At 65.8% G+C, this 21,724-nt stretch carries 21 protein-coding genes; 12 read left to right on the top strand and 9 right to left on the bottom strand.

From position 1 onward, the window contains the following. Window positions 1-41: 41 nt before the first annotated feature. From ACH488_RS01360 to ACH488_RS01350, 3 genes are all read right to left on the bottom strand, one after another. Window positions 42-263 carry a hypothetical protein gene (locus ACH488_RS01360; RefSeq protein ID WP_397321752.1) on the bottom strand — a complete coding sequence of 74 codons (222 nt, stop codon included), beginning with the start codon at window positions 261-263 and terminating at the stop codon, window positions 42-44. Further along, window positions 260-1,447: an anion permease gene (locus ACH488_RS01355; protein ID WP_397321751.1), complete on the bottom strand. Its 1,188-nt coding sequence runs from the start codon at window positions 1,445-1,447 to the stop codon at window positions 260-262. Before ACH488_RS01355 ends, ACH488_RS01360 begins: the two co-directional genes overlap by 4 nt. Before the next feature lie 175 nt (window positions 1,448-1,622). Next, window positions 1,623-2,132: an HAD domain-containing protein gene (locus tag ACH488_RS01350; protein WP_397321750.1), complete on the bottom strand. Its 510-nt coding sequence runs from the start codon at window positions 2,130-2,132 to the stop codon at window positions 1,623-1,625. Window positions 2,133-2,241: 109 nt separating this feature from the next. Here ACH488_RS01350 and kynA point away from each other — a divergent pair, with 109 nt between their 5' ends. The 3 genes from kynA to ACH488_RS01335 are packed head-to-tail and all read left to right on the top strand — an operon-like array spanning window position 2,242 to window position 5,250. Next, entirely contained in the window at window positions 2,242-3,126 is an 885-nt protein-coding gene (kynA, locus tag ACH488_RS01345; protein ID WP_397321749.1) for a tryptophan 2,3-dioxygenase, read from the top strand. A gap of 31 nt (window positions 3,127-3,157) precedes the next feature. After that, window positions 3,158-4,393 (top strand): kynureninase, encoded by a 1,236-nt coding sequence (kynU, locus tag ACH488_RS01340; RefSeq protein ID WP_397321748.1) that lies wholly within the window; start codon window positions 3,158-3,160, stop codon window positions 4,391-4,393. Continuing rightward, window positions 4,390-5,250: a PaaX family transcriptional regulator C-terminal domain-containing protein gene (locus ACH488_RS01335; RefSeq protein WP_397321747.1), complete on the top strand. Its 861-nt coding sequence runs from the start codon at window positions 4,390-4,392 to the stop codon at window positions 5,248-5,250. The genes kynU and ACH488_RS01335 overlap by 4 nt, the downstream gene beginning before the upstream one ends. A gap of 21 nt (window positions 5,251-5,271) precedes the next feature. On the opposite strand, the gene ACH488_RS01330 is transcribed toward ACH488_RS01335, so the two are convergent. Further along, a complete protein-coding gene (locus ACH488_RS01330) occupies window positions 5,272-6,003 on the bottom strand; it encodes a GntR family transcriptional regulator (RefSeq protein WP_397321746.1) in 732 nt (243 codons plus the stop codon). Between the two features lie 151 nt (window positions 6,004-6,154). Here ACH488_RS01330 and ACH488_RS01325 point away from each other — a divergent pair, with 151 nt between their 5' ends. From ACH488_RS01325 to ACH488_RS01300, 6 genes are all read left to right on the top strand, one after another. Next, window positions 6,155-7,060, top strand: coding sequence for an N-acetylglucosamine kinase (locus tag ACH488_RS01325; protein ID WP_397321745.1), 906 nt, complete (start codon window positions 6,155-6,157; stop codon window positions 7,058-7,060). A gap of 36 nt (window positions 7,061-7,096) precedes the next feature. Further along, window positions 7,097-8,164: an SIS domain-containing protein gene (locus ACH488_RS01320; protein ID WP_397321744.1), complete on the top strand. Its 1,068-nt coding sequence runs from the start codon at window positions 7,097-7,099 to the stop codon at window positions 8,162-8,164. A 137-nt stretch (window positions 8,165-8,301) separates the two neighbouring features. Beyond that, window positions 8,302-9,408: a DUF2092 domain-containing protein gene (locus tag ACH488_RS01315; protein WP_397321743.1), complete on the top strand. Its 1,107-nt coding sequence runs from the start codon at window positions 8,302-8,304 to the stop codon at window positions 9,406-9,408. A 58-nt stretch (window positions 9,409-9,466) separates the two neighbouring features. After that, window positions 9,467-10,381 carry an ABC transporter ATP-binding protein gene (locus ACH488_RS01310; RefSeq protein ID WP_397321950.1) on the top strand — a complete coding sequence of 305 codons (915 nt, stop codon included), beginning with the start codon at window positions 9,467-9,469 and terminating at the stop codon, window positions 10,379-10,381. 31 nt (window positions 10,382-10,412) lie between these two features. Further along, complete coding sequence (locus tag ACH488_RS01305; protein ID WP_397321742.1) at window positions 10,413-11,228, top strand: ABC transporter permease; 816 nt, start codon at window positions 10,413-10,415, stop codon at window positions 11,226-11,228. Between the two features lie 20 nt (window positions 11,229-11,248). Further along, window positions 11,249-11,869, top strand: coding sequence for an L-threonylcarbamoyladenylate synthase (locus ACH488_RS01300; protein ID WP_397321741.1), 621 nt, complete (start codon window positions 11,249-11,251; stop codon window positions 11,867-11,869). Between the two features lie 13 nt (window positions 11,870-11,882). Here ACH488_RS01300 and ACH488_RS01295 read toward each other — a convergent pair whose 3' ends face one another. Both ACH488_RS01295 and ligD read right to left on the bottom strand, forming a co-directional pair. Continuing rightward, window positions 11,883-12,914 carry a serine hydrolase domain-containing protein gene (locus ACH488_RS01295; protein WP_397321740.1) on the bottom strand — a complete coding sequence of 344 codons (1,032 nt, stop codon included), beginning with the start codon at window positions 12,912-12,914 and terminating at the stop codon, window positions 11,883-11,885. Window positions 12,915-13,035: 121 nt separating this feature from the next. Next, entirely contained in the window at window positions 13,036-14,073 is a 1,038-nt protein-coding gene (gene ligD / locus ACH488_RS01290) for a non-homologous end-joining DNA ligase (RefSeq protein ID WP_397321739.1), read from the bottom strand. Window positions 14,074-14,174: 101 nt separating this feature from the next. On the opposite strand from ligD, the gene ACH488_RS01285 reads away from it, so the two are divergent. After that, window positions 14,175-14,861: an alpha/beta family hydrolase gene (locus ACH488_RS01285; RefSeq protein WP_397321738.1), complete on the top strand. Its 687-nt coding sequence runs from the start codon at window positions 14,175-14,177 to the stop codon at window positions 14,859-14,861. On the opposite strand, the gene ACH488_RS01280 is transcribed toward ACH488_RS01285, so the two are convergent. The 3 genes from ACH488_RS01280 to ACH488_RS01270 all read right to left on the bottom strand — a co-directional run bounded on the left by ACH488_RS01280 (window position 14,848) and on the right by ACH488_RS01270 (window position 18,477). Further along, complete coding sequence (locus ACH488_RS01280; RefSeq protein ID WP_397321737.1) at window positions 14,848-16,938, bottom strand: elongation factor G-like protein EF-G2; 2,091 nt, start codon at window positions 16,936-16,938, stop codon at window positions 14,848-14,850. The genes ACH488_RS01285 and ACH488_RS01280 overlap by 14 nt on opposite strands. A gap of 124 nt (window positions 16,939-17,062) precedes the next feature. Continuing rightward, window positions 17,063-17,830: a M50 family metallopeptidase gene (locus tag ACH488_RS01275; RefSeq protein WP_397321736.1), complete on the bottom strand. Its 768-nt coding sequence runs from the start codon at window positions 17,828-17,830 to the stop codon at window positions 17,063-17,065. A gap of 29 nt (window positions 17,831-17,859) precedes the next feature. After that, window positions 17,860-18,477: a TetR/AcrR family transcriptional regulator C-terminal domain-containing protein gene (locus ACH488_RS01270; protein ID WP_397321735.1), complete on the bottom strand. Its 618-nt coding sequence runs from the start codon at window positions 18,475-18,477 to the stop codon at window positions 17,860-17,862. 161 nt (window positions 18,478-18,638) lie between these two features. Between ACH488_RS01270 and ACH488_RS01265 the strand changes: the two genes are divergently transcribed. Together ACH488_RS01265 and ACH488_RS01260 are read left to right on the top strand one after the other, a co-directional pair. Beyond that, the gene (locus tag ACH488_RS01265; protein ID WP_397321734.1) at window positions 18,639-20,096 is read left to right on the top strand and encodes an APC family permease; all 1,458 of its coding nucleotides are present in this window, start codon (window positions 18,639-18,641) and stop codon (window positions 20,094-20,096) included. Then, window positions 20,086-21,723, top strand: coding sequence for an amidohydrolase (locus ACH488_RS01260; protein WP_397321733.1), 1,638 nt, complete (start codon window positions 20,086-20,088; stop codon window positions 21,721-21,723). Before ACH488_RS01265 ends, ACH488_RS01260 begins: the two co-directional genes overlap by 11 nt. The last annotated feature ends 1 nt before the right edge of the window (window position 21,724 follow it).

Genomic DNA, 21,724 nt, shown 5'->3' with positions numbered 1-21,724 from the left:
CTCCCGAATGGACTTTACTGCCAGAGCGGCCGCACTCCCCGCTACTTGCCGAAGTAGGGCACGATCAGGTAGATGCCGAACAACACGGCCAAACCGCAGACGCCGAAACAAACATAGGCGAGGGACCTGACCAGGGCGGGCGATTTTTGCTGGGCGTCACCGGCAATGGCCGTCAAGCGCACACCCAGGGAGTACAGCACCACGAGGGTCACGGCGGCCACCAGCGTGACACCGGCTACTTCCAGCAGTTCCAACCATTTCATCGCTGAGCACCCTTGGCTTTCTTCTTTTTCCGGAAGCGGACAGCGTGGCCGGCTTCTTCGACTTCCACGGCATTGTGGTGGCCCACATGGGATTTCCGGGAGGCGACGAACATGAACAGGATTGCGGCCGTCCCTGCGACCGCCGCGATGACCACACCCACCACGCCGACGTTGACCAGCAAGGCGGTAAGCGCGCCGACAATGGCGGCGGCCGGAAGGGTGAAGAGCCAGCCCAGGGCAATCTTCCCGGCAGTGCCCCAACGGACCGAGGTGCCCTTGCGGCCCAGGCCCGAACCAATGACTGATCCGGAGGCAACCTGCGTGGTAGAGAGGGCGAAGCCCAGGTGCGAGGAAGCAAGGATCGCCGAGGCCGTGCTCGTTTCAGCCGAGAAACCCTGGGCGGGCTTCACCTCGGTGAGGCCGGAACCCATGGTGCGGATGATGCGCCAGCCACCGGCGTACGTTCCGATGGCGATTGCGAAGGCACAGGCTGCGATCACCCAGAACTGCGGCCCGGAGCCGGGCGCCTGCGTGCCGGCCGCGATCAGGACCAGCGTAATGATGCCCATGGTCTTCTGGGCGTCGTTGGTTCCGTGGGCCAAGGCGACGAGGCTGGACGTGAAGATCTGGCCCGTCCTGAAACCACCGCGCTTTTGGGTGAGCTTGTCTCCCGTCTCGGGATCGTGGCGCGAGGTCAGCGCATACGCGAGGCGGGTACAAATGTAGGCCACCCCACCGGCGATCAACGGCGCGAAGACGGCCGGAAGGATGACTTTGAGCAGCACGGTCTCGAAGTTGATCGAATGCAGGCCGATGCCCACCACGGCTGCTCCAATGAGGCCACCGAAGAGTGCGTGGGAGGAACTGGACGGGAGGCCCTTGAGCCAGGTGACCATGTTCCACAGGACAGCGCCCATGAGCCCCGCGAAGATGATGTCCGGGGTGATGTGGATGCCGTCGGACCCTTCCCGGATGAGGCCGCCGGAGATGGTCTTGGCCACCTCCGTTGAGAGGAAGGCACCCACCAGGTTGAGGACGGCCGCCAAGGCTACCGCCGTCTTGGGCTTGATGGCCCCCGTGGCGATAGGCGTGGCCATCGCGTTGGCTGTGTCGTGAAACCCGTTGGTGAAGTCAAAGAAAAGGGCCAACGCTATTACCAGCGCGACCATGAAGGTGATTTCCACCTGTTGCCCAATCTGCAGAGTCGACGTTCAGCAGTTTCACTTCCCCGTACCTGCCAAGCACAGCATAGTTCAGCAACTGTTCATAGGCTGGACTTGCAGAATTATCGTGGCGGGCTTGAAACCTTAAGAATCCTACGTGCCAGCTTCCGAGGGGACAAACGAATCCCCGGCTTCCTCAGCCCAGAAATTCCCTGACCGCCGCCAGGTGGCGCCGGGAAAGCCCTCGCCGGGGATCCGGTGAGATACACAGCACACGGTCCTGCTGGTAATCGGCCCAGGACTGCGCTTCCGCCTCCTGCCCGAGCTGGTCATCGAGCCAAATGAAGCGTTCGGCCCCTGCAGTGGCAAGGTCCTTCTGGAGGGCCGTCAATTTCCACCATTCGGGACCCGCGTCCCAACCCTCACTCGAAAGAACGGGCCACTCCTGGCCATTGAGGCCAATCGCCGGGCAGAGGAACTCGGGTGCGAGCCGCTCCCACGTGGTGAGCCACACAAAGCGCGCTGCCGGATGTTCAGCTATGAGGTTGAGTTCGGCAACCAGCTCCGGAGCATAGGCGACGTCGAGAATGCCGGCATCGGCGATGTGCCACTCGCCGCCCCAGTCCGTGACGCCCAGCGGACTGAACGGATTCACCACGCCGTCGACATCCAGATAAATGGACACCGGCACGATGGACATCGGCATCGTTCTCCCTTCCCCAAAGGTTCACGTTCAGCGTACGGCACGCCTTCCGGACGGAAAACAGCCCAAATCAAATTCTTGACGCGCGTCATAGCAATGATATTCTGGACGTATGGAAAAGCCTGCGGCAGAGTTGCCGAATGCCCACTCGCACCGAAGCGTCCGCCCCATCGAGGAGACGGTACGCACGGATTTCCGGCATGCGATGTCTTATGGCGGGTACCTGGACCTGGACAGGTTGCTGGGTTCCCAGCATCCGTTGAGCCAGCCGGAGCACCATGACGAGTTGCTGTTCATCATCCAGCACCAGACAAGTGAGCTGTGGCTCAAGCTGGTGCTCCACGAACTGTTGGAAGCGCGCAGGCTGTTTGACCAGGACCAGCTTGGCAAGGCCCTGAAATGCATCGCCCGGGTCAAGGCCATCCAGCGCACCATGACTGAGCAATGGTCCGTGCTCGGCACGTTGACGCCGCGTGAATACGCCCAGTTCCGTGGCTTCCTGGGCAGTTCCTCCGGCTTCCAGTCCTACCAATACCGCGGTGTGGAGTTCCTGCTGGGCAACAAGAACCGGGGCATGCTCCGGGTCTTCGAAAGCGACCCCGAGGCACATGCCCTGCTGAGCACGCTGCTGACCGAGCACACGCTCTATGACGCCTTCCTCCGCGTCCTGGCCCGCGCCGGCTACGAGATTCCCGCGGACATCCTGGACCGGGACACCAGCGAACCGTGGTCCTACCGCAAGGACCTTGTCCCCATCTTCCAGAAGATCTATGAATCCGATGACACGCCTTGGGGCTTGTATGAGGCCTGCGAGGACCTGGTGGATGTGGAAGACAACTTCCAGGCCTGGCGTTTCCGGCACCTGCGCACGGTCCAGCGCACCATCGGCTTCAAAGTGGGCACCGGTGGCTCTTCGGGCGTCGATTTCCTCAAGCGCGCGCTGGACCTGACCTTCTTCCCCGAGTTGTACGCCGTCCGCACCGAGATCGGCAACTGACCTTTCCCCGCCCCACCCAGCAGGAGTAACCATGAGCACACAGCAGACCCGGCGGCCCGCGGCCGCGGACCTGGACGCCAACGATCCCCTCGCAGCCCAGCGTGAGGCCTTCTACACCCCCGACGCCGGTCAACTCACCTCCTACCTGGACGGGAACTCCCTCGGCAGGCCCCTGAAGGCCACTGCCGCCACGCTGCAGTCATTCGTCGAAGACGCCTGGGGCAGCCGGCTGATCCGCGGCTGGGACGAACAGTGGATGGACGAACCCACCCGCGTCGGGGACCGGATCGGCGAAGTGGCCCTCGGCGCCGCGCCCGGCCAAGTGACCGTCGGCGATTCGACATCGGTGATGCTCTACAAACTGATCCGCGCCGCCGTGGACGCCCAGCCCGGCCGGAACCAGATCATCATCGACCGGGACAACTTCCCCACCGACCGGTTCATCATCGAAGGCATCGCCGCCGAACGCGGGGCCACCATCACCTGGATCGCCCCCAACCCCGCCAGCGGTGTCCGCGCCGCAGACCTTGACGGCCTCGTGGGCGAGCAGACCGCCGTCGTGGTCCTGAGCCATGTTGCCTACCGCTCAGGGTTCCTGGCCGACGCGAAGGCGATCACCGACGTCGTCCACCAAGCCGGCGCGCTCATGCTCTGGGACCTCTGCCACTCCGTGGGATCCGTACCCCTGCAACTCGACGAATGGGACGTCGACCTCGCTGTCGGCTGCACCTACAAATACCTCAACGGCGGACCCGGCTCCCCCGCCTTCGCCTACGTCAACGCCGCACGCCAGAACCTTCTCCAGCAACCCATTTGGGGCTGGATGGGCGCCGCCAACCCGTTCGGCATGACCGAGGCCTACGAACCGGCCCAGGGCATCCGCCGGTTCATCACCGGAACCCCGCCGGTACTGGCCATGCAGCCACTCAAGGACATGGTGGAACTGATCGCCTCGGTCGGCATGGACGCTGTCCGGGAAAAATCCATCAAACTCACCAACTACGCCATGGAACTGGCCGACGAGCTCCTGGTCCCCCTCGGCGTCGAGATCGTCAGCCCCCGCGACCCCGCCGAACGCGGCTCCCACATCACCGTGGACCACCCCCTCTTCGCCGACGTCACCACCCGACTCTGGGAACGCGGGGTCATCCCCGACTTTCGTCCCCCGCACGGCCTCCGCATCGGCCTGTCCCCCCTCAGCACCAGCTACGCCGAAGTGGAGCTCGGCGTCCTGGCCATCCGCGACGTCCTGACCGAACTGCAGTGAGCGCCGTCCTCGACGACATGGACTCCCGGCCAGGGAGTACGACGTCGTTGCTGCGCACCGTGATCGGGCTCTACCTGCGTGAGGCCGGTGGATGGATGTCCGCCAAGGACCTGGTGGTCCTGATGGAAGCCCTGGGAACATCCGGGACCGTCACCCGGACCGCGCTGGGCCGGCTGCGGAAGAAGGACGTGGTGCGCCAGGAAACGCGGGACGGCAGTCCCGGCTTCACCTTGACCGAGGGCGCAGCAACCATGCTGGCCCGTGGCGATCGCCGGATCTTCACTCCGCGTTCCATGGAGCCCGGCGATCCATGGTGCCTCGTCTCCTTTTCGATCCCGGAAACCGAACGCGAAAAACGCCACCAGTTGCGCCGCCGGCTCCATTGGATTGGCTGCGGAACCGTAGCCGCGGGCCTGTGGATCTGTCCCGACTCGTTGCGGGACGAGGTGGAGGAAATCCTGGCCGACCTTGGCTTGCGGGACATGGCCACGCTGTTCGTCACCGGATCGCCGATGGTGGGCGGGAGCCTGCCTGACGCCGCCGCCAAGTGGTGGGACCTGGACGCCATTGCCGGATTGCACCGGGATTTCCTTCGTGAGCACAACGCATCGGAGACCGATGCGGGCGTGCGCACTGGCGCGGCCGTGGATACCGGAGCGACGGCGTTTGCCACCTATGTCCGGAGCATCGACCGGTGGCGGATCATCCCCTACCTCGACCCCGGCCTGCCATCCACGTTCCTGCCCGATGACTGGCCCGGGGCCCAAGGGGCAGCCCTGTTTGGCCGGATTACAGAAACACTCGCAGCTCCCAGTGCGGCGTTCGTCCGGGAAACGCTGGGCGCCACGGTCTCCTGACATCGCGACCTCAGGCATGCATTAGCTGCCTGATTTCACCCGCGACACGAAGCGGAAGCGGTCCCCCCGGAATACGCTGCGCGTCCACTCCACCGGCCGGCCAGCCGCGTCCCGGCCCAGCCGATGGACCACCAGGAGGGGCGCACCCATTTCGATGCCGAGCAACTGCACGTCGCCTGGCCCGGCGAGGGCAGTTTCCACCGTGTCCTCGACGTCGGAAATCCGGATGCCGTACGCATCCGCCAGGGCTGCGTAGAGCGAACCCGCCTTGGACAAGTTGGCCTTGAACCGGGGCAGCTTCCCGGGAAGGCAGGCAACCTCGTGGGCCAACGGCTCACCATCGATGAGCCGGATGCGTTCCAGGCGCGTCACGGGGTCTCCTTGGTCCAGTCCCAAGTGGGCCGCCACCTCGGCGTCCGCCTTCCCTACCGCCAGGGCCAGGAGCTTCGAGTCGGGGCGGAGCCCTTGGCTGCGGGCATCGTCCGAGAACGACGTCAATTGGCGCACATGCGTCATCTTCGGAGGGGCCACGAACGTTCCATGGCCTTGGACCCGGCCAAGCTTGCCTTCGGCCACCAGTTCGCTGATGGCCTGGCGGACGGTGGTGCGCGAGGTCTGATAGGTCTCGGCGAGTGCCCGTTCAGTGGGGATGAGGGTGCCCGGCTGGAGTCCTGAGATGAGCGCCAGGACCTCGGTCTTGAGGACGTAATACTTTGGAGCACCGGGCGCGACGTCTGTGGACATATTGGACATCCTACTTGTAGACACAAATATTGGTCTATGCCAATCTAGTCCGAGTTGGCCTGACGCGGAAGGATCGTCCCATGAAGTTCGCCACGCACCGCCCTCATTCCCACGAAGCCCCGAATTCCCTCGAGGCCCCCGCGTTGCAGGCGTCGGACGCATGAGCCCCGCCGTCCTCGGCCTGCACATCGGCGGATCCCGGACACACGCCCTGCGCGCCGGGTTGGACCAGGCGGGCAACGATGATGGCACTGGCCTTCCGGAAATCACCGAGTCCAGCGCCAATCTTTCGTCCGTTGGGCACCAGGGAGTGGATGCCGTCCTGCGCCGGATCGCGGGGGCCGCAGGCGGCGACGTCCGGGCAGTGTGCGCGGGAGCGGCCGGTGCCGATACACCCGCCAGCCGCGCGGTGCTCTCGGGGCTCCTGTCCGAGCACTTTCCAGGTGCCAGGATCCACGTGGTCCATGACACCCGCATCATCCTCGCCGCCGCTGGCCTCGAAGCGGGCGCCGTGCTGGTTGCCGGAACGGGCTCGGTGGCCTGGGGCCGCAGCCGCGAAGGCCGGGAGGCCCGCAGCGGCGGTTTCGGCTACTTGCTGGGCGACGAAGGGGGCGGCTACTCCGTGGTCCGGGACGCCGTCAGGGAGGCCCTCCGCGAGCATTACGCGGGGCTGGAACCGGGAACTTTGGTGCAGGCACTCCTGGCAGCCACGGGCAGCGGTGATGCCTTGCAGTTGATGGACTTCTTCTACGCGAAACCCGAACCCGACCACTGGGCAAGCCTCGCTCCGCTGGTCCTGGAACTGGCAGTGGACGGCGATCCGGCCGCCCTGCGCATCCAGGCGGAGGCAGCACACTCGCTCGCGACCATGGCCCGACAGGTGCTGGGTGAACTCGGCCTCGACCTGCCCCTGGTGATGGCCGGAGGTTTGCTGGTCAACCAACAACAACTGGCCGGCGCAGTGGCCCGGAAAGTGGCACTCGAGGATCCCTCGGCCGTGCGCATCCTTACCGAGTCTCCGGTACGCGGTGCTGTGCGGCTTGCAACCGAACTCCTCCAGGCCTGAACCACTGGGTTTTACCCCCAACAACCGACAGGAACCATGACCATCACTTCCCCGTCCCCCAGCATGTCCTACACGCCCGGCCTGAAGATGGCCCACGAAATCAATGAACAACCCCAGGTGCTCGCCGGCCTCCTGGAGACCGGCCGCCAGCAGGTTGCCGCCCTGGCGGAAACCATCCGCAAGGCCTCGCCCCGCTTCGTCCTCCTCGCCGCCAGGGGCACCAGCGACCACGCCGCGCTGTACGCGAAGTACCTCATAGAAATCAGCCTGGGCCTGCCCGTGGGGCTCGCCTCGCCGTCGACCCTCACCTCCTACGGCGCCACGCCGCAACTGGACGGCGTCCTGTGGCTGGCCGTCAGCCAGTCCGGCGGTTCGCCGGACCTCGTGGAGTCGACGGCGGCGGCACGCCGCTTCGGTGCCCTCACCGTGGCGGTGACCAACTCGCCGTCGTCCCCCCTGGCGGGCGCTGCCGGGCACCATCTGGACATCCAGGCGGGTCCGGAAACCGCCGTAGCGGCCACCAAGAGCTACACCGCCCAGTTGCTTGCCCTGTGGATGCTGGTGGACGCCTGGCGCGGAGGCAACGGCGCAAACGCCGCGGCACTGCCGGACTGGGCCGGGACCGTCCTGGCCGACGGCTCCGTGGAACATGTTGCCGCGCAGTACAGGTTCGCTGACCGAATCATCACCACCGGCCGGGGGTACTCCTACCCCACCGCCCGTGAAGGCGCCCTCAAGCTCATGGAAACCTCCTACCTTCCGGCGCAAGCGTTCTCCGGAGCGGATCTCCTCCATGGTCCCTTCGCCATGATCGACTCGCAGCACCCGGTGATCGCCGTGGTTCCGGAGGGAATCGGCGGCACCGCCATGCGCCCGGTACTCGACCGGCTGGCAGACCGCGGGGCGCACGTATGCGTCGTCGGTGATCCTGCAGCGGCGGCGCCGGGCGGCTTGGTGGTTCCCCTGCCCGCGGGCATTCCGGAAGAGCTTTCGCCGATTGTCCAGATCCTGCCGCTGCAACGCCTTGCACTGCGCCTTTCCGTGGACCGTGGCAACGATCCTGACGCACCGCGGGGACTGCTGAAGGTCACCGAAACCTGGTAGCACACGCCGGTGGCTGGACCCGGAGCTTGGGGAGGGGCACAAGCCGTCCGGGTTTTCCAGCTACCGGCCACCCGTGATGCAGGCAGCCAACCGGAGTAGTCTGGAAACATGCCTCTCACGGACGGTGGTCGGTAACAATGGCGCGGGTCAAGCAACGGTGGCTGCCGGCCCTCCTGGTCCCGCTTGTGCTGATCGCCGGAATCCTGGTGGGCTCCATCCAGGCAGGCGCAGCCCCCTCCCTGCCGTCCAAGACGGCCCAGGACCTCATGGTCATGATCGCCAACAGCAACGTCCGGTCGTTGTCCGGGACAGTGTCCCAGGAAGCAAACCTTGGACTGCCGGATCTATCCGGCACCGGCGGCGGACCTGGCGCCGGCTCACCCTTGGAGTTCCTGACCGGTACGCACACGGCCCGCGTCTACCTCGATGCGCCCGGCAAGGCGCGCCTACAGATCCTGGACCAACTGGCCGAACGTGACATTGTGGTCAACGCAAGCGATGCCTGGTACTACAACTCAACCGACAACAGCGTGGTCCATATGGCGCTGCCGCCACGGCCCGGCACAGGAAGCATGCCGTCGGAGATTCCCCGGCCCCGGGCCGCGACCCCCGAAGCCCTGGCCGCCCGCTTCCTCGCGGCCGTAGACTCCACGACGGACGTGGCAGTGGGCCAATCGGCAACCGTTGCCGCTCGAAGCGCCTACAGCCTCACGTTGACTCCGCGCAGCGAGGGAACCCTGGTGGAATCGGTGTCCCTCAGCGTCGATGCTGAAACAGGCCTGCCGCTCGGCGTCACCGTGCGAGCCAAGGGACAGGCGGAACCTGCCTACTCCCTCGCTTATACGGACCTGAACCTGGCCACCCCGGACGCGTCGTTGTTCACCTTCACGCCGCCAGCCGGCGCAAGCGTGACAGAGAAGGCGTTCCCAGCCACGCCCGCCCTCCCGGTACCGGCCGTTCCAGCACCCGAAAAAACGGTTCCGGCCCCAACTCCAGCGAACCCGTCCTCCCATGCCCGTCCGGCGGTGACCGGCAAGGGCTGGGACGCCATAGCAACCTTGCCGGCGGGTTCCGCACCCGCGGAACTCACAAGCAACCCGCAACTCAGCCAACTGCTCCAGCCGGTTTCCGGTGGACGGGCGTTGACCACTTCGCTGGCCAGCGTGCTGATTCTCGACGACGGCCGCGTGCTTGCAGGCATGGTTCCCTTGGACCGACTTGAGTCAGCCGCTGCCGCCGGTTGAGGGGCTGCGAGCCACGGAATCGCCCGGCGCGGCCGGCACCGACCTCGCCCTGGAGACCATGGGACTAGCCAAACGCTTCGGCCACCGCGCTGCAGTGGACGGCATTGCCCTCGCAGTACCCCGCGGTTCCGTCTTCGGTTTCCTGGGACCGAACGGATCCGGCAAGACCACCACCATCCGCATGCTCCTCGGCCTGGTTTCGGCTGATGCGGGCACCATCAAGGTCCTGGGGAGGGACATGCCCCGGTGCCTTTCCGAGGTCCTGCCGGATGTTGGCGCGTTGGTGGAAGGACCGGGCTTCTATCCCTTCCTGACCGGCGCGGGAAACCTGCTGAGGCTCGATGCCGCGGACAGGCACGCCCCACCCGCAACCCGCCGCCAGCGCGTGGATGATGCCCTGGAACGCGTGGGCCTGGGCCACGCCGCGGGAAAGAAGGTGCGGGCCTACTCCCTGGGCATGAAGCAACGCCTTGGACTCGCGAACGCCATGCTCCGGCCCCGCAAGCTCCTGGTCCTGGACGAACCCACCAACGGCCTGGATCCCCAAGGCACCCGCGAAGTCCGCAACCTGGTCCGGTCCCTTGCTGCAGGTGGCACAACGGTGTTCGTGTCCAGCCACCTGTTGGCCGAGGTGGAACACATGTGCACCCATGTGGGCATCATGAGCGCCGGCCGGCTCGTGGCCCAGGGCACCTTGGACGAACTGCGCTCTACGGGGCAGGCCACCGTCCTGGTGACAACGCCCGACGTCGGGAAGGCAACCCATGTCCTGGCCCGGCTGGGGCTGGTCCCCGTCCCGGCACCCACGCCCGGCACCGTGCTGGGTGGCGGCCTCGACGGCCTGGCTCCTGAGGCGATCGTCGCTGCCTTGGTTGGCGACGGGGTCCGCGTGCGTGGCTTCTCCGTGGAGAACGCCAGCCTGGAAGAACGGTACGTGTCACTGACCGGAGAGGGGTTCGACGTTGTCGGCTGAGACTGTTTCAGGGCCAGCCATCCGCCCAGGCATGGGCTGGCGCCTTCTGGGCTCCGAACTGGCCGTCCTCTTCCGCAGGCTCCGGACGTGGGCGATGCTGTTGGCGCTGGCCGCCGTGCCCATCCTGATTGCCGTGGCGGTCAAGCTCTCCTCGCGTCAAGTGCCTCCGGGCCGTGGCCCCTTGTTCCTTGACCGGGTGAGCCAGAACGGCCTGTTCGTGGCGGTGACGGCACTGGTGGTGTGCGTCCCGCTGTTGCTCCCGCTGACCGTGGGTGTGGTGGCCGGAGACACCATTGCGGGCGAAGCCAACCTCGGCACCCTGCGGTACCTGCAGCTGGCACCGGCCGGCCGGATACGGCTCCTCCTGGTCAAGTATGCGGGGGCCGTCGCTTTCTGTTTCGCCGCCACGGCAACGGTCGCCGCTGCGGGTGCCCTGGCCGGCGTCGTGCTTTTTCCCATCGGTCCTGTGACGCTGTTGTCCGGGGACACCATCAGCGTGGGCGAATCCGTGGTGCGATCGTTGCTGATCGCCGCCTACATCACTGTCTCACTGCTGGGCCTGTCCGCGATCGGGCTGCTGATCTCCACGTTCACGGACGTGCCGGTAGGCGCCATGGCTGCCACGATCGTCCTGGCCGTCGTCTCGCAGGTACTGGACAACCTCCCCCAACTCGAGTGGCTGCATCCGTGGTTGTTCAGCCACCATTGGCTCGGGTTTGCCGACCTCCTGCGGCAACCCATAGCGTGGGGATCCTTTGCTGACAACGCCCTCCTCCAAGCCGGCTACATGGCTGTGTGCGGCGCCTTGGCATACGCGAAGTTCTCCACCAAGGACATCCTTTCCTAGCTTTGGCGTAGGCTCGTCCCATGGCGAGATTCTTTGACGTGCACCCTGTAGATCCCCAGCCCCGGGCCATCGGCCAAGTGGTGAACATGCTGCAGGACGGCGGGCTGATCGCCTACCCCACTGATTCCTGCTACGCGTTGGGTGCACAGATCGGGAACCGCGAAGCCCTGGACCGGATCAGGGCGATCCGGCACCTGGACGACAAGCACCACTTCACGTTGGTCTGCAAGGATTTTGCCCAGCTGGGCCAGTTCGTGATGCTGGACAACGACGTCTTCCGCGCCATCAAGGCCGTGACGCCAGGCAGCTACACGTTCATTCTTCCCGCCACCCGGGAAGTACCCAAGCGCCTGCTCCACCCGAAGAAGAAGACTGTTGGCGTGCGTATTCCGGACCACAAGGTGGTCCAGGCGATCCTCGCCGAGCTGGGCGAGCCGCTCCTGTCCAGCACGCTCCTGTTGCCTGACGAGGAAGAACCGTTGACCCAGGGCTGGGAGATCAAGGAGCGCCTGGACAACGAGGTGGATGCCGTCATCGACTCGGGAGACACCGGCTCAGAACCCACAACGGTGATCGACTTCTCCAGTGGCGTAGCCGAAGTGGTCCGCCGCGGCACCGGCGACCCTTCCCGCTTCGAATAGGACGACGCCGCTACTAGCCAAAGCGGAAACGGCAGCTTGAGTTAAGGACCACCTGGGCGACGTTGGTCAGTTCAAGGGCAAGAGCCGAAGGCTGGCCGCTGATGGGTTCCGGCGGAGAGGCAACCGCGATGGTGAGCTGGCGGTTTCCATCCGCGCTGCTCATGGTGATGGTTCCGAAGCCGGGAAGATCGCCGGCATGGCCGTAATAGTTTCCATTGGTGCACCTGTCATCCCACTGGTCCAGTCCCAGCCCATAGTCAGCCGACACCTCGCCCTTCATCAGCAGCAGGCCGGACGGCGCCAGCAGGCGCCCGGCGAGGAGGGCAGCCTGGAAGGTGTTCACGTCCGCCGCCGAGGACACCAGCCGCGGCGGCGATTGGTTTGTCGCTGCTGGGGTCTCTGTGATGTCTACGGTCCCGCCATCGGTGGAGGCATAGCCGTGGACGAGGTTGGGAATGGCTTCGGCATCGTCCAGGAGGGCCATGGATCCCAGCCCCAGGGGACCCCACACCTCGCGGCGGAGCACATCGGCGAGGGCTGCTCCCCTGAGCCGTTCCACCACACGGGTGAGTACCGTGTCCGCCCATCGGCTCGAATCGGGGCCCGACGAGTCGGCCAACAGCCGGCGGAGGGAAACCTCGCCCACAGGACCTTCACTGCCTGCGGCCACCTGATCGGCAAGGTCCGGCACGTAGGCGCTGACGGGGACATCGAGGGCGGCCTTGCCTTCCTCGACCAATTTAAGGACTGACACGGCAAGCATGCTCCGGAGCACCCCGCCCACAACGATCGGATCGGCGGACTCCACCGGCAGGCCACCTTCGAGGCTGCGGACCCCTGCCGCAGATGTCCAGATCTGCTGGCCGGAGCGCACCTCGATGAGGACCGCCGGAGCACCCTGACTGATCAGCTCCCTGCTGAACACTTCGAGGGACGCTTGCAGCTCAAGGAACACCATGGACGTGGTGGACTCCGACGGTGCGGAGGCGGTGGGAAGCGGCGGTGCGGTCCGGGCGGAAGGAGGGGCCGACGTCGTGCCCGTCACCGGCGCTGTTGGCGGCGGCGGGAGCGGCCCCGGTGGATCAGTGCACGAAGACGCCAGGCAGGCGGCGAGCAACAGGCTGCAGCAGACTCCGGCAGCCCTGTGTGCAGACGCCCGTTTCACCTCACTTCTCCGGTTGTTCCTCCGGCTTGCGTGCGCGGCTCGGCTGGACCCTCATGGGCTCGCCGGGCATCTTGGGAAATTCCGGAGGGAACGGCATCTCCCCTTGCCCGTTCTTCACGTCGCGTTCCCACCACTGCAGGAGGACATCGATGTTGCCGGGCTTTTCATGCATGGCCGCCCACGGATCGCCGATGGTCCTGAGCCGGTCCGGAACAGTCTGGATGGTGTACTTCGAGGGGTCGGCATTCTCCAGTTCGTCCCAAGCCAGCGGGCAGGAGACCTGGGCCTGGGCCACGGCGCGGGGACTGTAGGCGCCGGCGATGGTCCTGTCCCGGTTTGCCTGGTTGAAGTCGACGAAGATCCGGGAACCGCGTTCCTCCTTCCACCACGCCGTGGTGACGTGCTGCGGCATCCTGCGCTCCAATTCCCGGCCTGCGGCAATGACGGCGTGCCTGACGTCGAGGAATTCGTGCTTGGGATGGATCGGCGCATAGACGTGCAGGCCCCGGTTGCCGGAGGTCTTGATGAAGGCCGTCAGGCCGGCCTCGTCCAGAACGGAACGGAGCTCCTGGGCTGCCGGGATGGCATCGGCGAAATCAGTGCCTGGCTGAGGGTCGAGATCGATCCTCAGCTGGTCAGGATTGTCCGGATCGTTGGCCCGCGAAGCCCAGGGGTGGAAGACCACGGTGTTCATTTGGGCTGCCCACACGGCGGCGGCCGGCTCGTCAATCACCAGTTGCGGATGGGACCGGGCACTGGGATAAGTGACCATGACCGAGCGGATGTAGTCCGGGGCACCCTTGGGAGGGTTCTTCGAAAAGAACATGTCTCCTTCGATGTTGCCCGAATAGCGCTGCAGGCTGACGGGCCGGTTTCCGTTGGCAGCGACGAAGGCTTCCCCCACGTCCGAGAGGTAGCTTGCCAGGTCCAGCTTGGTCAGTCCCGCTTCCGGCCAGATGACGCGGCTTGGACTGGAGATACGGACTTCGCGGGGACCTTCGGGGCCGGGCACGGTCAGGGTGGTGGATTCGCTCGCCATGGCCACAAGCTACCGTGCCCGGACCGTGCGCGTCAGCAGGTGGGGATCGTTTTGGGGGAATTGGTGCGCGCCCGTACGTAAACCTGCTCCATGATGGATGCATGCCAAACACCGAAACCGCCCTGACCATCTCCGTGGACCACACCGATGTCCCGGGCATCCACCTCAGCCCGGAGGCCCCGTCCGCCACCCTGGTGGTGGCCCACGGCGCCGGGGCGGGCATGGAGCATCCGTTCCTGCAGGGTTTCTGCGAGGCGATGGCGGCAGAGGGTGTTGCCACGCTCCGTTTCAACTTCCCCTACCGGGCCGCGGGACGCCGGTTCCCTGACCGTCCACCGCTGGCCATCGCCACATGGCGGGCCGTGGTGGCCAAAGCCGCCGAACGCTCCAACGGGTTGCCGCTCTGGGCGGCGGGGAAGTCGTTCGGCGGACGCATGGCATCCATGGCCGTGGCCGAGGGCATGGACGTCCAAGGCCTCGTGTACCTCGGCTATCCCTTGCATGCTCCAGGCAAACCCGAAAAGCTCCGGGACGAGCACTTGTACGGCGTCACCACGCCCATGCTTTTCCTGCAGGGCACCAGGGACACCTTCGCGACTCCGGAACTGCTTGAGTCCGTGGTGTCCCGCATCGGGCCAACGGCCACCCTGCAATGGGTAGCGGGCGGGGACCACTCCTTCGCCGTCAAGGGCGTCAAACGCACGGCAGCGGAGGTCGGCGCATCGCTGGCACCGGCCGTGGCAAGCTTCATGCGCACCGACGGACAGGCCGGGGCTACTTCGCTATAGGCTCGTGGCGCAGGTACTCCCGGCTGAACCGTCCGGTCCCGGCCGTGAGGGCACGGAGTTCAATGGCGTACCGCAGGAGTTCCTGGTCCGGCACTTCGGCACTGACCTCGGCGCCTTCGCCGCCACCGCTGTCGGTGCCGGTCACCCGCCCCCTCCGTCCGGAAAGATCGCTCATCACCGTTCCCACATATTCATCCGGGACGCTGATGACCACCCGGGACACGGGTTCCAGGAGTTGAATTTTCGCCACTGCGGCCGCTTCGCGAAGGGCCAGTGCCCCGGCCGACTGGAAGGCGGCGTCCGAGGAATCCACGCTGTGGGTCTTTCCGCCCACCAGCGTCACCTTGATGTCCACAACCGGGAAGCCTTCGGCGACGCCCTTGAGCATCTGGGCGCGCACCCCCTTCTCGACCGATGCCACGAAGGTTCCGGGAATGACGCCACCCACAATCCTGTCGACAAACTGGAAGCCCTCGCCGCGGCCCAGGGGTTCCACCTCGATGTCGCAGATGGCGAACTGGCCGTGCCCACCGGACTGCTTCACGTGCCTGCCATGACCGGCCGCCTTGCTGGCGAACGTCTCCCGCAGGGGCGTGATCACGTCCACGGTCTGGAGCTTGACTCCCTGTCCACGCAGGCGGTCCAGGACCACTTCGGCGTGCGCCTCCCCCATGCACCAGAGGACCAACTGATGGGTGTCCTGGTTGCGTTCCACCCGCAGTGTTGGGTCCGCCGCTGCCACCTTGCCGATGCTCTTTGCCAGGGCGTCCTCATCGCTGCGGGACGCGCCTTCCACGGCTACGGGCATCAGTGGCTCGGGAATGTGCCAGGTCTCGATAAGCAGCGGTGCATCCTTGTCCGACACGGTATCCCCGGTTTCTGCGCCGGCGAGCTTACTGATGGCGCAAATATCCCCGGCGATGCATTCCCGGACAGGCTTCAGGCTGGACCCCACCGGCGAGTACAGATGCGTTACCCGTTCGTCTGAGTCGTGGTCCTCATGGCCCCTGTCCGCGAGGCCCCTTCCGCCGATATGGATGGAAGAGTCCTCCCTCAACGTTCCGGAAAACACCCGCACCAGGCACACCCGGCCTAGGAAGGGATCCACTGTTGTGCGCACCACCTCGGCAGCCAACGGTCCGTCCGGGTCACAGGCCAGGTCCTTCAGGGAGGACCCGTCAAGCTGCATGGCCGGGGGCGCGGAGCGTTCCAAAGGCGACGGCAGCGCGTCGGTAAGGAGCGCCATCAGTTCCGGTAGCCCCCGGCCCGTTTCAGCCGACGTTGGCATGACGGGGAAAAAGCTGCCCCGGGAAACAGCCTTTTCCAGGTCCTCGATCAAGTCCCGCAGTGGCAACTCTTCGCCGCCGAGGTAGCGGTCCATGAGTGTCTCGTCTTCGCTTTCCGCAATGATGCCCTCGATCAAAGGCCCGCGCGCTTCCTCAAGCGCGGCGTCATCGCCCTGGCCGCCGCCGTGCAGGACTCCTGCCACCCCGTCAGCGTCCGGAAGGTAAAGCGGCAGCACCGACTCGCCGAAGGCCTCCTGGCAGCGCGCGACGGCGGCACTGAAGTCTGCGCGCGGATGGTCCAGCTTGCTGACAACCACGGCCCGCGGCAGCCGGACCCGCTCGCATTCGCCCCACAGGGCGATGGTGGCGCCGTCTATTCCGTCGATGGCCGAGACAACAAAAAGGGCCGCATCCGCGGCCCTCAGACCGGCACGCAACTCGCCGGTGAAGTCGGTGTAGCCCGGGGTGTCGATCAGGTTGACCTTGATGTCGCCCACCAGGATCGGCGCCACGGATAAGGAGACGGAACGTTGCTGATGAACAGCTGAGGGATCCGAGTCGCTGACGGTGGTTCCTTCGGTGATGGAACCCATGCGGGTGATCGCACCGGTGGCTGCGAGGAGGGCTTCCACGAGCATCGATTTGCCGGCTCCCGAATGTCCCACCAGGGCGACGTTCCTGATCCGGCCCGGGTGGCTGGCAGTCAGTGCTGCACCATTCTCGCTTCGTCGGGGTTCCGCGGCGCTTGATCCCGTGGCCTTGGCTGTCTCGCGCGTGCCCTTCGCGGACATGGGCGCCTCCCGGTGTTCGTATCCAGGCTCGGAGTCCGAACGCATGGCTTGGTTCGAACGTGTACAAGGATTGGACACCCTCAAGCGACCACAGGGCAAGAGGCAACGGCGCAGATGCGAGGCCCTAGAGAGCCGCTATCCCCAGCATTCCCCAGAGCAGCCCTGCGGAAACAGCGGCACATCCGGCGATGACCAGCGTGAAGCCAGTCATCCAGACGAAGCTGGGGACACCAGTGGTGCGACCCAGGATCCAGGCGTCCGAGGCCTGGATACGGTCCCTGCGCCGGGTGTGCACCCCGGCGAGCTTCAGCAGGTCACGTACGCCACCCACCGTGAGCGCAATACCCAGCGCCAGGACCACATAGTTCACGGCCTCGGGCGGGGCGAAGAGGATTAGTGATTGGGCGGTGGCAGCGCTGACCACCGCCACCAGGATCCCGGTCAGGTTCCGCAGGAAGACGAGGGACACCAAGAGGATGAGGGCGCCGATGGACATGGCGGCTCCGGACCGTCCGGCGGAGAAGGCGGCGATCAGGGCAAGGCCCACCACCGCCGGGGCCGGATACCCCCAGAACCCGGACCACGCCGCTCCAAAGGCACTCCGCCCGCTGCTGACGAGGCGGCCGGAATGGTCCAGTCCGATCCGCAGGCTGTGCACGAAACGCCCGGTCATGAGGGCCGCGTAAGCGTGGCCGAGTTCGTGCACGAACGTGACGTAAAGTCCGAACCACCGCCACGTGGCACTGGGGATGCTCAGCAGCGTGGCGCCTGCAACGATGGCGAGGAGCACGGGCAGGGGCACTGCAGTGGTGTGGACATCGGTGAAGCCGCGGACGACGGCTGCCCACCAGGTCTCGGGCACGGATGCGGGATCGAAGGCGGTGTGGGTCACCGTCGAATGGTACGCAAGAAATCTGGGAGTCAGACCAACGCCTGCTTGAGACGGGAGCGCAGTCCGGCCATGAGGATTTCCAGGCCGAAGTCGAAAGCCGCTTCACCACGTTCCGCGGACGGACCCGCATTCTCAAGGGCACCGGACAGCGCCGGGTATCCGTCCACCGGCGGAGCCCAGACCACCTGCGGCGCTGCCAGGTCCAGGGCAAAGCCCAGCGCGAAGCTGTCGATGGTGGAGATGGCAGACACCACGTCCTGCCCGCGGAAGCCGGCCTCTTCGAGGGCGATCGCCAGATTCTCATACAGGGCCAGCACTTGCGGGTCCTGCACCGTCTGCAGGACCATCAGCGGCGCCAGCCGGGGGTGCCTGGCGAACGCGTCCCGGTAGCTGCGCACGATGGCCCGCAGCGACTCTTCCCACCCTTGGCCTTCGTGAAGCTGGTAGGGGCTCTCGGAGATGATCCGTCCGCGCATGAGCTCGAGGATCTCTTCGCGGCCGCTGACGTGGTTGTAGATGGACGATTGGCTGACGCCGATTTTCCTGGCCAGCTTGGGCAAGCTGAAGTCGCCGGCTTCGTCCACCAGTTCCAAAGCGGCCGTTACCAAGGCGTCGATGGATATGAGCGGGACGGGCGGGCGCGGCATGGGTACTCCAATCGGTCGTTGCTACGACTCTAGCCACAACTCCCGGAACTTCGCAGGAAAGTATTGTGCGTCGGGTCACAACGCCCTACCATAAAACGAAAGGCTTTCGCTAACGCCTCGATCCCCATACTTTCCAGCTCCCAGACCCTTCGAGGACTCCCATGTCTGACACCGAAATCCGCCCGCCGGCAGCCGAGGCTGCCCATGGGCTCAAACGCAATGCCATCGGAACCGGAGGCATCGCCTTTCTGGTCATCTCCGCAGCGGCACCGCTTACCGTCATGGCCGGCGTGGCCCCGGTAGCCATCGGCATCGGGGGCATTGGCGCCCCCATGGGCTACCTCATCGCCGGCGCTGTCCTGCTCGTTTTTGCCGTCGCCTTCATGGCCATGACCAAACACGTCAAAGCCGCCGGCGGCTTCTATACCTACATCACCTTGGCCATGGGAAAGACGGTGGGGCTGGCCTCCGCCATCCTGGCAATCGTGTCCTACAACTGCCTCCAGATCGGCGTCTATGGACTGTTCGCCGTCCAGACGCAGGCCATGCTCCGGACGCTCTTCGGCCTGGACGTGCCCTGGCCCGCCGTAGCCCTCGTGGCGATCGGCGCCGTATGGTTCCTCGGATACCGCGGCATCGATGTCGGAGCGAAGGTCCTTGGTGTCCTGCTCATTGCCGAAACAGCCATCCTGGCAATCATGGGCGCGGGCATCCTTGCCTCCGGTGGGGCGCACGGCATCAGCGGGGCATCGTTCGAACCCGGAAACGCCTTCACGCCCGGCGTCCTCGCAATCCTGGCCATCTGCTTCGCCGCTTTCATGGGCTTCGAATCCACGGTGCTCTACCGCCGCGAAGCCCGGAATCCGGACAAGTCCGTACCCCGTGCCACCTACATTGCGGTGGGCTTCATGTCTGTCTTCTACGCCTTCATCGTCTGGACGGTGGTCCAGGCCTTCGGCGACGGCGACGTGGTGGCGGCAGCGGGCGAACTGGCCGACGGGATGTTCTTTGCCACCATCAACCACTACGTGGGGCCTTGGGCGGAAGTGGTGATGTACGTCCTGATCGTCACGAGCGTTTACGCATCGCAACTGGCCTTCCATAACGCCATCAACCGCTACGTTTACATGCTCGCCAAAGACGGCGTCCTCCCGGCCTTCCTTGGCAAGACCCACCCCAAGTACAAATCCCCGCACCGCGCCGGGCAGATCCAGACGCTGCTTGCCGCCGTCGTGATTGCCGTGTGCGCCGTTGCCGGGGCCGACCCCTACAAGCAGTTGCTGATCTGGGTGAACACCCCCGGCATCTTCGGAATCGTGGCGCTCCAGGGACTGGTTTCCGTGGCTTGTTTTATCTACCTCCGCCGCACTCCCGCAGCTGTCACCAACCGGCTGCTGGTTCCGGTGAGCGCGGCGTCCGCGATCCTGCTCTTCGGCGTTGTAGTGCTCATTGCCGTCAACATCGAACTCCTTACGTTCGCCGACGCCCTGACCAACACCATCCTCCTGCTGGTCGCCCCTGTTGTTTTCCTGGCCGGCCTGCTGATCGCACGCCGCCTGCGCGCCACCCGTCCACACATCTTCGACCGCCTTGGAAGCTTTGAAACCCATGACTCCTGACCTGATCGTCCTGGCAGATACCGTCCACACCCTCAGCAAGGGTGCCGACGGGAAGCGGCCCGTCCAAGCCGTAGCCGTCAATGGCGGCGTGATAGCCGCCGTCGGGAGCCGAGCCGATGCGCACGACTGGCGACGGTCCGGCACCGAGGTAGTGGACCTTGGCGAGGCCACCCTGACCCCGGGTTTGGTGGACTGCCATATCCACCCGGTGTTCGGGCTGGACCTGACCATCGGCGTCGACCTTTCCGCAGCGGTGGGCCTGGAGGACGTCCGCGCGCTGCTGAAGGCGGAGTCGGAACGGACCAACGACGGCGGCTGGTTGCGGGGGTGGGGGCTGAACCCGAACGCTTTTGGAACAGAACCGCTGCACCGCTCGGTGATCGACGACGTCGCAGGTGGCCGTCCCGCGATGATCCGCTTGTTCGACGGTCACTCAGCACTTGCCAACAGCCGTGCCTTGGAGATTGCCGGCGTCGACGGTCGCCGGGACTTCACGCAAGCGGCCGAAGTCGTCTGCGATGCCGGTGGCACTCCCACCGGGTTGCTCCTGGAGGCGGCCGCCATGGAACTCGTGCAGCGGTACATTCCCCAGGAATCCTTTGCGGAACGGAAGGTCCGGCTGGGCCGCTTGCTGCAGGACTTCGCCCGTTCGGGCCTGACCGGCGGACATGTCATGGACCACGGGGACGAAACAGCCGCCCTCCTGAATGCCCTGGAAGCCGACGGCGGGCTGCCGCTGCGGCTGCGGACCGCACCGTGGTGCATGCCCGCCACGGGAGAAGCGGAGTGGGAGCAGTTGGCCGCCTCCATCGGGACAGGAGGGCAACGCTGGTCCATCGAAGCCATCAAGCTCTTCGTGGACGGCACCATCGACAATGGAACCGCGTGGCTTTACGAGCCGGACCTTTATGGTCAATCCACGGCATCCTTCTGGCCGCGGCCGGAAGAATATACCGCGGCGGTCCACTTCTTTGCGGCCCGCGGAATTCCGACGGCCACGCACGCCATCGGTGATGCCGGAGTGGAGCATGTGCTCAACGCCTTCGGCTCGCTCCCCCGGTCCGTCCGGTCCCGTCACCAGGAGACAGTGCACAGGATCGAGCACATCGAGACAGTCCCCGACGCACTCGTGGAGCGGTTCAAGGACGCCGGAGTGGTGGCCAGCATGCAGCCCACGCACTGCACCCACTATTCCCTCGCCGACCACAGCGACAACTGGTCCACCCGGCTGGGCCCGGAGCGCGCGGACCGGGCCTGGCGCTGCCGGGACCTCCGGGACGCAGGCATCGTCCTGGGCATCGGCTCGGACTGGCCCATAGCCCCCTACGAACCCCTGCCCATCCTGGCCGATGCCCAATTGCGCAGGCGTTCCGGGCACCCCGCGCAGGAACCGATCGCTCCGGCCCAGGCGCTCACGGCCCTGCAGGCTTTGGAGGGATACACCTCCCATGCCGCCAAGGCTGCCGGGCTCTGGGACGTCTCAGGCACCATCGACGTGGGCAAACGGGCCGACTTCACGGTATTCGACCTCGATCCCCTTACCACGGCGCCCGACGAACTTGCGGCAAGTTCCGTCCTGGGCACTTTTGTTGATGGCGAGGTCCAGTTCATGCTGGACAGGTTGTAGG

Source organism: Paenarthrobacter sp. NPDC018779, from assembly GCF_044391085.1.
GTDB lineage: Bacteria > Actinomycetota > Actinomycetes > Actinomycetales > Micrococcaceae > Arthrobacter.
Note: the sequence above shows the minus strand (reverse complement) of the source record. Positions and strands in the feature narration are given on the sequence as shown.